This window comes from Amycolatopsis viridis, assembly GCF_011758765.1.
GTDB classification, from domain to species: Bacteria; Actinomycetota; Actinomycetes; order Mycobacteriales; family Pseudonocardiaceae; genus Amycolatopsis_E; species Amycolatopsis_E viridis.
In genome coordinates this window covers 807691-820528 of the sequence record NZ_JAANOU010000001.1, presented here as the reverse complement: position 1 = coordinate 820528, position 12838 = coordinate 807691, and the positions used below count along the sequence as shown (strand labels likewise).

The 12838-nt window shown below is 71.0% G+C and carries 10 protein-coding genes; 4 read left to right on the top strand and 6 right to left on the bottom strand.

Features of this window, described 5'->3' with window-relative positions; all coding sequences use genetic code 11:
- Positions 1-112 precede the first annotated feature (112 nt).
- The 4 genes from FHX46_RS04115 to FHX46_RS04100 are packed head-to-tail and all read right to left on the bottom strand — an operon-like array spanning position 113 to position 4789.
- The gene (locus FHX46_RS04115; RefSeq protein WP_167110760.1) at positions 113-721 is read right to left on the bottom strand and encodes a GTP-binding protein; all 609 of its coding nucleotides are present in this window, start codon (positions 719-721) and stop codon (positions 113-115) included.
- Complete coding sequence (locus tag FHX46_RS04110) at positions 702-1412, bottom strand: DUF742 domain-containing protein (RefSeq protein ID WP_167110758.1); 711 nt, start codon at positions 1410-1412, stop codon at positions 702-704. Before FHX46_RS04110 ends, FHX46_RS04115 begins: the two co-directional genes overlap by 20 nt.
- A 27-nt stretch (positions 1413-1439) precedes the next feature.
- A complete protein-coding gene (locus FHX46_RS04105; RefSeq protein ID WP_167103724.1) occupies positions 1440-1892 on the bottom strand; it encodes a roadblock/LC7 domain-containing protein in 453 nt (150 codons plus the stop codon).
- A complete protein-coding gene (locus FHX46_RS04100; RefSeq protein WP_313886019.1) occupies positions 1889-4789 on the bottom strand; it encodes a sensor histidine kinase in 2901 nt (966 codons plus the stop codon). The genes FHX46_RS04105 and FHX46_RS04100 overlap by 4 nt, the downstream gene beginning before the upstream one ends.
- Positions 4790-5277: 488 nt before the next feature.
- Here FHX46_RS04100 and FHX46_RS04095 point away from each other — a divergent pair, with 488 nt between their 5' ends.
- From FHX46_RS04095 to FHX46_RS04085, 3 genes are all read left to right on the top strand, one after another.
- Positions 5278-6204 (top strand): glutamate ABC transporter substrate-binding protein, encoded by a 927-nt coding sequence (locus FHX46_RS04095; RefSeq protein ID WP_167110756.1) that lies wholly within the window; start codon positions 5278-5280, stop codon positions 6202-6204.
- Entirely contained in the window at positions 6201-6845 is a 645-nt protein-coding gene (locus FHX46_RS04090) for an amino acid ABC transporter permease (protein WP_167110754.1), read from the top strand. The genes FHX46_RS04095 and FHX46_RS04090 overlap by 4 nt, the downstream gene beginning before the upstream one ends.
- Positions 6846-7059: 214 nt before the next feature.
- Positions 7060-7962, top strand: coding sequence for an amino acid ABC transporter permease (locus tag FHX46_RS04085; protein ID WP_167110752.1), 903 nt, complete (start codon positions 7060-7062; stop codon positions 7960-7962).
- Here the strand turns inward: FHX46_RS04085 and FHX46_RS04080 are convergent.
- A complete protein-coding gene (locus tag FHX46_RS04080; RefSeq protein ID WP_167110750.1) occupies positions 7865-10420 on the bottom strand; it encodes a sensor histidine kinase in 2556 nt (851 codons plus the stop codon). The genes FHX46_RS04085 and FHX46_RS04080 overlap by 98 nt on opposite strands.
- 197 nt (positions 10421-10617) lie before the next feature.
- Entirely contained in the window at positions 10618-11295 is a 678-nt protein-coding gene (locus tag FHX46_RS04075) for a TetR family transcriptional regulator (RefSeq protein WP_313886018.1), read from the bottom strand.
- A gap of 73 nt (positions 11296-11368) precedes the next feature.
- Here FHX46_RS04075 and FHX46_RS04070 point away from each other — a divergent pair, with 73 nt between their 5' ends.
- Positions 11369-12835 (top strand): FAD-dependent monooxygenase, encoded by a 1467-nt coding sequence (locus FHX46_RS04070; RefSeq protein ID WP_167110747.1) that lies wholly within the window; start codon positions 11369-11371, stop codon positions 12833-12835.
- Positions 12836-12838 lie beyond the last annotated feature (3 nt).

Here is a 12838-nt window from a genome sequence, read left to right as displayed (position 1 = left end):
CGAGCCTGTTCTGCGATTATTCCGACCAGGGTATTGCCGAACCCGGTCCGGGCGGTCGCCCGCCCGGGTTGATCTCACAGCGATTCACCCTTCCGGCCGCACGGTTACCCGATCACCCCGGCTGTAACGCGCGGTCCCGGGTGATCGCGTGCTCGACCACGGTGATCAGCACCTGCTTGGCCGACTCCCGCTCCCGCGCATCGCACGCGATGATCGGCACCGATTCGGAGATCGTCAGCGCCTGCCGGACGTCCTCGATCTGGTGGTGCAGCAGCCGGTCGAAGCAGTTGATCGCCACGATGTAGGGCAGCTTCCGGTTCTCGAAGAAGTCGATCGACGGGAACGCGTCCGCCAGCCGCCGCGTGTCGACCAGCACGACCGCGCCGATCGCACCGACGGCCAGGTCGTCCCACATGAACCAGAAGCGGTGCTGACCCGGCGTGCCGAAGACGTAGAGCACCAGGTCGTCGCCCAGCGTGAGCCGTCCGAAGTCCATCGCGACCGTGGTGGTCGTCTTGTTCGGGGTGGCGGTCGTGTCGTCCACCGACACGCTGGCCTCGGTCATCACCGCTTCGGTGGTCAGCGGGTCGATCTCGGAGATCGCGCCGACCAGCGTCGTCTTGCCCACACCGAAGCCGCCGGCCACGACGATCTTGGCCGACTGCGTCGGTCCCGTCGCCGCCGACATGTTCGCGTCGGAGTCAAATTCTCCGAAGCCCACTGAGCACCCTCTCCATGAACTCGATACTGGGACGATCGCCGACGACCGACGTCGTGGAATGGACGAGGACCAGGCCGAGGTCGACGACGTCGCCGATCAGCACCCGCGCGACTCCAAGGGGCATGCGCAGGTACGCCGCCACCTCCGCCACGGAGCGCGTGTCCAGGCACAGGCCGCAGATGGACCGGTGCTCGGGCACTTGCACCTGGTCGAGCATCCGTCCCCGTTCGCTGGTCGAGACGAGTGCTTCGATCGCCAGATCGTAGCTGGGTCTGGTCCGCCCCCGTGTGCGGAAGTAGGGGCGGACCAGACCGGACGATTCCTCCGCGGTCACCGGCGCCGGTACCGACGGGAAACTCGGGTGGCTCTGCGCGGTCGGCGGAGCCGGCGCGAGGGGCAGCTCACCGGCCGGGGCCAGCGGCACGCCGGAGTCCCCGAACAGCTCGGCAGCCGGGCCGGCGATGAGCCGCTCGCCCGCCGGGTACTCGGTCGCCTGGTAGCCGGGCGGCTCGGGATCGCTCAGGACACCGGAGCGCCGTTCGCCCGCCGCGGCCCGGCGCAGCCGCCAGGCCCGGTCGACCTTGGCCCGGAACGCGGTCCAGTCCTCGGTCGCCGACTCGTCCGGCCAGGCGGCCTCGGCGTCGCCGTCCAGCCGTCCCGGGCCCGCGCCCGCCGGCTGCCCACCGTCCACTTGCAGTCCCTCTCGTGCCCGGCGCGCTCAACCGCGCGCGGCTCCTTGGAGCTGTGCCCGCATTTCGGGCGTCATCTGCTGGCCCACCCGGTCCACCAGAAGCGTCATTTCGTACACCACGAGCCCGATGTCGCTGTCCGGCGACCCGAGAACGGCCAGGCACGACCCGTCCGACACCGCCATCAGGAACAGGAAACCGTTCGCCATCTCGACCACGGTCTGCGCCACCGGCCCGCCCTCGAACACCTTCGCCGCGCCCCGCGCCAGACTGGTCAGCCCGGACGCCACCGCAGCCAGCTGGTCCGCGCGGTCCTTCGGCAGCCCCCGCGACGCGGCCAGCAGCAGCCCGTCCGCGGACACCACGACGGCGTGCGCGGCACCGGGCACGCGGTGCACGAAGTCCGTGATCAGCCACGCGAAACCGTTCCGCGGCGCCTGCGGCGTCGAGCCTTCCGGCTGTAGCGATCCCGCCCGTGTCACTCTTCGCTCCTCACTGCCTCGTCCGGCGGGGCGGATTCCCCGCCACTCACCGGTTCGCCCTGTTCGCGGCGTCCCGGGGTGATCTCTCGCAGCGCGTGCCTGCCGCTGACGTAGCCGCGCTGGAAGGCCGCCATCCGTTCCCGCGCCGCCTCGGCGGAGCGGGCCAGTGCGCCCTGCCCCGGCGTGCCGGCGGTCGTGTCGGTGAAGGCGCCGGTCTCGCCCGCCGGGATCGAGCCGGGGACGAGATGAGCGTTCGGCACCCGCTTCGGAAGCCCGGCCGGAGTGATCTCCTCCTCCCGGGACTCCAGCAGGGACTGCGCCGCACGCCAGCCTTCGTCGGACACACTGTGCCAAAGATCCCCGCTTTTGTCCTCGGCCTGCGGGGCGGCCTCGGTTGCCGGCGCGGGCTCTTCGTCGAGGTTGCCGGTCACGGAGCCGGGGTCCTCGCCCTCCGCACTGAACCACCTCGACACAACCGACTGGTAGATCGGCAGCCGCTTGGTGGGCACGTCGTCGTCGAAGATGCCGTCGTCCGCCGGCGACGGCTGCTCCACCGGCTGCTCGGTCACCGGCACGTACTGCGGCTCGCGCCGGGGCAGTGTGAGGGCGGAGAACTGCTCCGGCTGCTCCGGCTGCCCGGTGCCCGGTTTCCCCACGCTGAGGTACGCGGCGTCGGACGAGCCGGCCACCAGATCGTCGAGGCTGATCGGCTCGTCGAGCGGCGGCAGCGCAGCGGGCTGCGCCTGGTCCTGCGCGGCCTCGCGGCGCCTCACGTGGGCCGGCGTGCGCTGGGCCGGGACCGGCGGCAGGCTGGGCGAGGAGACTTCGCCGGCGCGCGGCAACGGCTCACGCGCAACGGGGCCGAGCAGGTCCGGCGGCACGACGACCCGCGCGATCACACCGCCGTCGATGTCCTCGTTCTCCCGCAGGCGCACCTCGATCCCGTGCCGCTGGGCCAGTCGCGCGACCACGTACAGCCCCATCCGCCGGGTCACCGAGACGTCCAGGTCCGGCGGGTCCGCGAGACGCTTGTTGGCCTCGGCGACCTGGTCGGACGACATACCGACCCCGCGGTCGGTGATCTGGATAGCGAGCGCCTTCTTGCGCGTCACCACCGCCCGCACGCTGACCTTCGTCTCCGGTTCGGAGAAATAAGTGGCGTTGTCGAGCAGTTCGGCGAGCAGGTGCACCAGGTCGTGCACCGAGGGACCGCGGACCGCGACGTCGGGGATCTCGCCGACGTCGACCCGGGCGTACTGCTCGATCTCGGACACCGCGGCACCGATGACGTCCGCGGCGGACACCGGCTTCGGCATCGATTTGCTCAACCCCGCGCCGGAGAGCACCAGTAGGCTCTCGCCGTTGCGGCGCAGGCGGGTCGCCAGGTGGTCCAGTTCGAACAGGCTCGCCAGGTGGTCCGGGTCCTGCTCGTCGGCCTCGAGCAGGTCGATCACCGCGAGCTGGCGTTCCACCAGGCGCTGCGACCGGCGGGAGAGGTTGACGAAGATGCCGTTGACGTTCTCGCGCAGCAGGGCCTGCTCGGCGGCGAGGCGGACCGCCTCCCCGTGCACCACCTCGAAGGAGCGCGCCACCTGCCCGATCTCCTCGGTCGTGTCCACCGGAACCGGCTCGATCGCCTTCGCGGCGGCCGCCGGGTCGGCGTCGTGCATGATCCGCTCCACCGCCTCCGGCAGGTGCACCTCGGCGACCTGCAGGGCCGTGGTGCGCAACGTGCGCAGCGGACGGATCAGGGAACGCGCCACGACGTACATCAGCGCCAGCACGATCAGCAGCCCGGCGAGGATAGTCGCGACCGTGATCAGCAGGTTCCGCTGCTGGTCACCGATGAGCCCTTCGGTGTAGGCGGCGGCGTCGTCCAGCAACCGGTTCTGGACCTGGCTGATCAGGCCGAGCGTCTCGGACGAGGACCGCGCCACCGCCGCCGGGTCGACGGCCAGCGGCAGCGGTGGGTTCACCTGGGCGCGCAGCAACGCCAGCTGCTGCAACGTGAACCGCTCCGAGACCTGCGGACCGGACAGGCTCGTGGAGTAGTCCAACTGGGCCTGCGGCGTCGCGACGGCGTTGAACCGGTCGATTGCGGCGACCAGGTTCGACTGCGCCGTGGTCAGGTTCTTCAGCTCCGCGGGGTCGAACTTGCCGCGGATCGCGGCGCTGCGCAGGTAGGAGTTCTGCTGGGCGGAGTACTCCTTGGCGTCGGCGAGGAACCCGAGCGCCGCGTGGCGGTCTTGCAGGCCCTGGTCGGTGACGTCGGCGTCGAACTCGTCGGCAATCAGCTGGAGCGCGTCGATCACCCCGGTGTACCCGGCCTGGGCGGCCAGGCTCGGGAAGTCCGTGGCACCGGCCGAGGACCGCAGCTGGCTCAGCCCGTCGAGCCGCGCCAGGCCCTGCTGGTAGCGCGCGGAGGTGGCCTCGTCGCTGATCGCGACGACCTCCTTGACCGCACCGCGCACGGTTTCGGCCGCCCTCTCCGCGGTGCTGATCGCGCCGTCGAGCTCGGCCCGGCCGCCGGGGCGGCCGGAGGCGATCCAGGCCGACATCGCGTCCCGCTCGCGCTGCAGCGCGTCCACCTCGGCCGCAACTTTCCGGCCGAGTTCGATCCGCTGCTCGGCGTGCTGGTAGACGGTCATCGTCGCGAAGCTGTCGTACACGCGCAGGCCGGCCAGCGACAGCGCGGCCGCCGTCGGGACGGCGACCACCGCGGCGATCTTGGCACTGACGCGCCAGTTGGCGAGACCGCGGACCCGGCGGGTGCGCTCACCGCCGGTCGATGCTCCGATCGCGTTGTCCTGCGCACTGCTTTCGTCACTCTGTGCGACAGGCGACTCCGCCGGGGACACTGCCTTGCGACCGCGCTCCCCGCTCGTGGGCTGGGGCACCGAGGACTTCCTTCCCGGTTCGAGCTGTCCAGTTTCCGCGTTTCCGCTCTCGGGCTACACGGCCTCGGAACCAGAACGTGAATGGTTAACGCGAGCCCACCCGATCGGGGGTAGAGGCTATCGGCTGCGGAGACGAAAAGGAAGCGGGCAAAAAGCTCTCACCACGAAGTTTGCCGCCGCGGAGGTGGATGAAATATCACCAACAGCCCCACTGGGTGAGAGACGAGAGTCACCCTGCCGGCGCCCCGCGGAAGGGAGCTGCCCGGTGTCAACCTCGCCGTCCGGAAAGCGGGACAGCGTTGTGACACCGCCTGGGTGAATGTCCCGCCCAGGACCGAGTTCACCTCACGAGGACTTGACGCAGCCGTTGGACCTGCACAATCCTGCGCCGTAGGTCGTGAACTACTTCCACCCAATCGGGTGGTAGTTGCATTACTAAGAGTAGATAGCGGCGACCGGCTCCACATCCAGGAGGGACTTCGCACACCATGACGGCACCAGCACGACCACGGCGCCTCGCCGCCCTGCTCACCGCGATAGCGCTGAGCGCGGCCACCGCCTGCAGCTCCAGTGGCGGCGCGGTACCGCCCGCGGGAGGCGGCGGTCAGGAGCAGAACCTCCTCGACCGGGCCCCAGTCGCGTCCGACGCCGATCTCGCGACCAGCCCGACCGCGCAGGCGATCAAACAACGCGGGCAGATCCTCATCGGCAGCCAGCTGGACACGCCGCTGCTGTCCCAGCAGAACCCGACGACCGGTCAGACCGAGGGGTTCGACGCGATCCTCGGCAGGCTGCTCGCGAAGTACATCCTGGGCAGGCCGAACGTGAAGATCGTCAATTCGACGTCGCAGATCCGCGAGGCGTTGCTGCAGAACAACACCGTCGACGTGGTCCTGCACACCTACTCGATCACGCCGGCGCGAGCCGAGAAGGTGTCCTTCGCCGGACCGTACTTCATGTCCGGGCCGGCGATCATGGCGCGCAAGGGCGACTCGGCCGTCACCAAACCGCAGGACCTGAAGGGCAAGCGGGTGCTGGCCGTGACGAACTCGACCGGGATGACGCTGGCCCAGCAGTACCAGCCCGCCGAAATGGTCACGCTGGGCACCAACGCCGAGTGCGTGACCGCACTGGAGCAGGGCCGCGGCGACGTGTACGTCAACGATCTGACGCAGCTGGCCGGCAACGCACAAACCAACGACAAGGTGCAGATCAACACCGGCACGTTCGGGCAGGACCCGTACGGCATCGGCATCCACCACGGCGACGACACGTTCAAGCAGTTCGTCAACGCCTGGCTGGAGAAGATCCAGGCCGCCGGGCTGTGGCAGGAGGCGTACCGGCAGACGCTCGGGACGGTCATCCCCGGTGACGTGCCTGCCCCGCCCAAGACGGGTTCCGTTCCCGGATCGTGAACGGGTGGGGCGATCACCTCGGGACGTTCGCCGAGGGTGCGCTGAACACGGTCCTGCTGACCGTGTTCAGCTTCGCCGGTGCGGTGACGGTCGCGGTGGTGATCACCGCGTTCCGAATCTGCCCGGTCCGCCCGCTGCGCGCGTTCGGCACCGCTTATGTGGAGCTGTTCCAGAACATTCCGCTCGCGGTGTGGCTGGTGCTGTTCGTGTTCGGGCTGCCGGCGGTGGGAATCAGTTTCGGCCTGTTCACGACGGCGGCTGCAGCGACGGCTCTGTACATGGCTTCGTACTACGCCGAAACGCTGCGGGCAGGCGTGAACGCGGTGGGAGCGGGACAGACCGAGGCGGCCCGCGCGCTCGGGCTCGGTTTCGGACAGTCACTGGCGGCGGTGGTCCTGCCGCAGGCGCTGCGCGCGATCGTGCAGCCGCTCGGCAACGTCACCATCCAGCTGTTGATGAACACCGCCCTCGCCGCCGCGGTGGGGGTGGTCGAACTGACCGAGGCGGCGAACCGGATCAACCTCGTCCTGGCGGAACCGCTGCCGGTCTACATCGGGGCTGGGGTCTGTTACGCCGTGCTGGCGCTGATGATCTCCGCGGGAACCGCACTGACGGAACGAAAGCTGGCGATCCCCCGATGACCCCGGCCGGCTCACGCCCCGTCGTGGAAGCGTACGACCGGGTCAGCCGGCGTGCCCTGCGGCAAGCGCTGCCACCACCGCCCGCAAGTCACTCCGCGGTCCGGCACGCCGCCGTCAACCGCTTGCCCGGCGGCCGGTCACGACATGCCCGTCGGAACGGGTCCCGCCCACACCTGCGGGCCCGGTCACTCGTGCTCACCCAGGCAGGCCCGTCATGACATCCCCGCTCTTCGACAGTCCCGGCCCGCGGGCCCGGCGGCGGATCCGCACCGTCACCGTGGTTGCCGTCCTCGCCGGGCTGGTGCTGGTCGCGCTGGCCGTGCGGCAGTTCGCGATCAACGGGGAGCTCGCGGCCGCACGCTGGGCGCCCTACGGCTCCTGGCCGATGTGGCGCTACCTGCTCGGCGGCCTCGGTGGAACGGCTCTCGCGGCCGTGCTGGCCGTCGCGCTGGCCATGCTCGCCGGGCTCGTGCTCGCCTTCGCCCGGGTGTCCCGGCACCTCGCGCTCCGCGCACCGGCGCGGGTGTACGTCGAGGCCATCCGGGTCGTTCCGCTGCTCCTGCTCATCTACTTCGCGATGTTCGCGCTACCCCGCTACGGCCTGGACCTTCCGCTGCTGTGGAAGCTCGTCCTGCCGATCGCCGTGTCCCGCTCGGCGCAGTTCGCCGAGATCTTCCGCAGCGGCTTCCGTTCGCTGGAGTCCGGCCAGGGCGAGGCCGCCGCCGCGCTGGGGATGCGGCCCCACCAGGCGATGCGGTACGTGATCTTCCCGCAGGCCATCCGCCGGGTGGTACCCGCGCTGATCAGCCAGACCGCGGGCGTCGTCAAGGACACCTCGCTCGGCATCGTGGTCAGCTACGCCGAGCTGCTGGAGAGCGGCAAGGTCCTCGCCGGGTACAACCGGCTGCTGATCCAGACCTACCTGGTGATCGCCCTGCTGTACTTCGCGATCAACTACGCGTTGTCCCGCCTGGCCCGCGCGATCGACGCCCGGCAACGGCTGGCCGGACCGGGTTCGGTCAGCTCTCCGCCGCCCGCGCGTCGCGGGCGCGGGCGAAGCCGTTCTGCAGCCGCGACATCCGATGCCGGACCTCGTCCGGATCGAGTGAAAGCGTAGGCGGGTCGAACGAATCCGGCCGGCGCCGCAGCTGCTGGGGGAAGCTCGGCGGGTTGCCGTCCACGGCCGCGTCCCCGTCCGACGACGGCCATTCCGGCTCCGCCGGCCACTCCGGCCGTTCCCCCTGGTTCGCCGGGTCCCGCCGGCTGACCGGCCAGTGCTCCCCGGTCGTGAACCACCGGGACAACACCGCCTGGTAGGCCGGCATCCGCTCGGTCGGTTCCTCTTCCTCGGGCGGGAACACGTCCTTGTCGGCGGTCGGCCAGTCGACGTCCCGCTCCGCGGGCACGCGCTGGTGCTCGTCCCGCACCACCGGGATCGCGACCGTGTCGTCCGGCTCCGGTTCCGGAGCCGGCGGCGGCACGGGTTCCGGCTCCGGCAGGGCGATCGGCGCGAGGGACGGCAGCGCGACCGGCGCCGGCGGCGGTTCCGGGGGTTCCGGGGTGGCCGGGGCGGGCAGCGGCTCCGGGACCGGCGGAACGTGCTCGATCACCAGCGCAGCCGGGACGACGACCGTGGCCACCAGTCCGGCGCCGTCCGCGGGCCGCAACCGCACCTGGATGTCGTGGCGCTTGGCCAGGGTGGCCACCACGAACAGGCCCATCCGCCGCGACACCTCGACGTCCACGTCGGGCGGGTCGGCCAGCCGCTTGTTCGCGCGGTCGATCTCCGGCTGGGGCATCCCGGCGCCCTGGTCGGTGATGTGCACGTGCCACGCGCCGTCCTCGGCGAGTGAGCTGACCACGGTCACCGTCTTGTCGGGCGGCGAGTACAACGTCGCGTTCTCGAGCAGCTCGGAGACGACGTGCACCAGGTCGTTGCACGCCTCGCCGCGGATCGCGATCTCCGGCGTCGCGGTGAGCTCGATCCGCTGGTAGTGCTCGACCTCCGACAACGCCGCACCGATGATCTCCTCGGCGGCGACCGGTTCGGCCTGCGCGTCGCCGAAGTCGTGCCCGGACAACACGAGCAGGTTCTCGCTGTTGCGCCGCATCCGCGTCGCCAGGTGGTCGAGTTCGAACAGACCACCCAGGGTTTCCGGGTCCTGCTCGTCGGCCTCCATCCGATCCAGCACCGACAGCTGGCGTTCGACGAGGTCCTGGGTGCGCTTGGAGAGGTTGACGAACATCGCGTTGATGTTCTCGCGCAGGAGCGCCTGTTCACCGGCCAGCCGCACCGCCTGCCCGTGCACCGCGTCGAACGCGCGCGCGACCTGGCCGACCTCCTCGCGGGTGAACACCGGCACGGGCGCGACACCGCGGTGCGCGGCCATGAAGTCGGGGTGCGGATCGGCGAGGATCTCGTCCACGGCGGCGGGCAGGCGGTGCTCGGCGACGTCGAACGCGGTGTTGCGCAGGATCCGCAGCGGTCGCAGCAGCGAACGGCCGATGACCACGGCGAGCACGCCGCACAGCAGCAGAGCACCGAACACCACCGCGGCGTTCACGGTCGCGGAGCGGCGGGCGTCCGCAGCCAGCGCGTCGCACCGCTGCTGGGTCTGCACCTGCAACGCCTGCTGCGCCTGGTAGGTCAGGTCGATCGTGCCGGTGATCGCCTGCTCCCACTGGCGGGAGTCGAGCCCCGCCAGGTTCTGCCCGTTCTCGCTCCTGGTCACGGCGAGTTCGAACAACGCGGTCGCGGTCTGCACGGCCGGGCCGGACACGGTCTGCGCGTAGGACCGCTGCTCGGCCGCGGTGGCGAACGTGCGGTAGTCGTTCTGCGCGGCGACGAGCTGGGCATCGGCACCGAGGAGTCTCCGCAACCGGTCCGGGGAGACGGTGCCCTCGGCGAACGCCTGGTCCAGGACGGCGCGCTTGACCGACATCTGGTCCTTGACCCGGGCCAGCGCGTTGGCCGCCAGCCGCAGCCTGGTGAGGTCCGGGTCCGCGATCTCCGCCACCGCCTGGTCGGACAGGTTGAGCACGCCGGAGATGAGGTCGCTGTAGGACGTCAGGATTGAATCGGCAGACGAATTCGTGAACTCGCCGGAATAACGCAGCCCGGGCAGTGCCGCGAGCCGTGACTGGGCCTCGCTGAGGTCCTCGGCGCTGGGCGGGGACAAGCGGGAACGCTGCGCCGACAGTTCCCGGCCGAACGCGCCCGCGGCCTGATCCACCCGGGCGCGTTGGTCCCGCAGCTCGCTGAGCCCGTTCCGGCGCTGCCCGGCGACGAAGCGCACCGTGAGGTCCCGCTCGCGTTGCAGCTCGTTCACCACGGCGTTGACGCCCGCGTCGACGCGGCTGTGGGCGGCGAGTTCCGCCAGCTGCTCCGCGTGCTGCAGGTCCCCGCGCGCGTGCAGGGCGGTCAGCACCAGCACCGTCAGCAGCGGGATGAGCAGGACGACGATCAGTTTGGTGCGCAGCCGCCAGTTCCGCAGCCGCCACCGGCTGCCTGGGCGGGTGTCCGGCCGCCGGTCCAGCGCCTCACCGCTCTCGGGACGCTTGTGCCGCCGGGCCACCTGACTTCCTTCTCTTGCCGTCTTACCGGGTTCGGATCGGCACCGGCTGGATCGCCAACCCCGGAGAGGGTAGCGACCCCGGACACATGCGCCCCGCCCGCGCTACTCGTCGCGCGGTCCGTCGGGCGATCGTATTGGCCCCGGTGCGGAGGTTCCACCCGCTCATCGAACTCTTTCGCTCCGCACGACGTCCGGCACTACCCGTGACGTTCCCGCTCTGTGGCGTTCGCCACGCCGCTACGGCCGCCGAGGCTGCCGAAGCCGCCGTCCAGCAACCGAAACGCCTCCTGCGCGGCAGCCTCGGCCTCGGGGAACACCTCGTCCGCGGGCCGCCCGGCCACGACGGCCGCGAGGTTCTCCCGCGCGAGCGTCCAGAGCACCGCGACGATCGCGGCCGCGGCCACGCGTGCCTCGCCCACCTCCACCCCGGCGGTCTCCGTCAGGGCTTCGGTCAGCGCCGCCTCGGCGGTCTGGTTGAACTCGAGCATGCGGGCCACCAGCGCCGGCGTGGCGAAGATCAGCTCGTACAACGCGCGGACGCCGGGCTCGTCGTTCAGGCCCGTGATGGGGTCGCGCCGGTCGAGTCCGTCGAGGAAGTGCTCCCGGAGTGCTTCCAGCGGGGTCCGGCCGTCCGGCCGGGCGCGCACCACCCGTGCGCTTTCCGTCTCGTGGTCGGCGAAGCGGTGGACGACCAGCGATTCCTTCGTCGGGAAGTACGCGAACAACGTGCGCCGGGAGACCTCGGCCGCCTCCGCCACCTGCGCGACGGACACCTGGTCGAACCCGTGGGCGAGGAACAGCTCGATCGCCGCATCGGAGATCGCCGCGCGCGTGCGCTGCTTCTTGCGTTCACGTAGTCCGGTGGGCTCCGTCACAGGGGGCACACTAGCAACTCCTTTCACTCGGTCGTATTCTGCACTGAGTATACTTTTATCTCTGGGAGGACATGTGGACGCCGATGTCGTCATCGCGGGAGCGGGCCCGACCGGCCTGGCCCTCGCCCACGAACTCGCTCTCGCCGGCGTCCGGACCGTGATCGTGGAACTGCTGACCGAACGCGTCGAGCAGACCAAGGGCGGCACCATCCAGCCCCGCACCGCGGAGCTGTTCGAGCAGCGCGGCCTGCTCGACGCCCTGCAGGCGAGGGCCCACGACCGCGCGCCGGTCGGCGGCCACTTCGCGACGCTGCCGGTGCCGCTCGACTACTCGTCCTGGCCGACCCGGCACCCCTCGCCACTGTCCGTCCGGCAGGACCTCGTGGAGGAGGTCCTGGAGCACGCCGCCCTCGGCCGCGGCGCCGACCTGCGACGGGGACGACCGGTCACCGGCGTCCGGCAGGACGGCGACGGCGTCACCGTCACCACCGCCGACCGGAGCCTGCGTGCCCGGTACCTGGTGGCCTGCGATGGCGCGCACAGCACCGTCCGCAAGCTGCTCGGCCTGCCCTTCCCCGGCCGGCCCGGCACCTTCCAGGCCGTGCTGGCCGAGATCCGGCTCGCCGCGGTGTCCGCGCTCGTGCCCGAACGAGCGGGACACATCAGCGAGCTGACCCGGCACGCGAACGGCTACTGGTCGATGCTCGTGCCCGTCGGCGGCGACCGCTACCGGCTGACGTTCGGCCGCGAAGACCAGTCGCAGGGCACCGGCCCGGTCCAGGAGAGCGAGGTCGTCGACGCCCTCACCGCGGTCTACGGCGAGGACACCCGGCTGGCAGACATCCTCACCGCGTCCCGGTGGAGCGATGCGACCCGGCAACTCGAGCAGTACCGGCACGGCCGGATCCTGTTCGCGGGAGACGCGGCCCACATCCACCCGCCACTCGGCGGTCAGGGACTGAACCTCGGCGTGCAGGACGCCGTCAACCTCGGCTGGAAGCTGGCCGCCACCGTGCACGGCTGGGCCCCGGACGATCTGCTCGACACCTATCAGGACGAACGGCATCCGGCGGCCGCCCGCGTGCTGCACCACACCTCGGCCCAGCGCGTGCTCGCCGCGCCGAAGCCGAGCGAAGACGTCCTCGCGCTGCGCGACATCTTCGTCGACCTCCTGCGCCTGCCCGACACCAACCACTACCTGGCCGGCATGATGTCCGGTTTGGATAGTCCGGACCGGGTGCCCGACGCCGACCTGCTCACCGCTGACGGTGCCACCCGCCTGTCGACGCTGCTGAGGACCGGACGTGGTCTCCTGCTCGACCTCACCGGCGACCACCCACTGCCGCCGGGCTGGTCCGGCCGCGTCGACCGGGTCCAGGCCAAACCGGACCACCACCTGACCGAGGCCGCCCTGCTGATCCGGCCGGACGGTACGCGGTGCTGGACGCCGGACGGCGGCCCTCTCGACGCCGCCCTGACCCGCTGGTTCGGCGCCCCGGCCCACGACCAGCACGGCCCGGCCGCCGGCAACGCCGTATAAAGG

Coding starts and splice junctions, on each gene's coding strand:
- FHX46_RS04095 (WP_167110756.1), top strand. CDS start 5,278: ATGACGGCACCAGCACGACCACGGCGCCTCGCCGCCCTGCTCACCGCG.
- FHX46_RS04085 (WP_167110752.1), top strand. CDS start 7,060: ATGACATCCCCGCTCTTCGACAGTCCCGGCCCGCGGGCCCGGCGGCGG.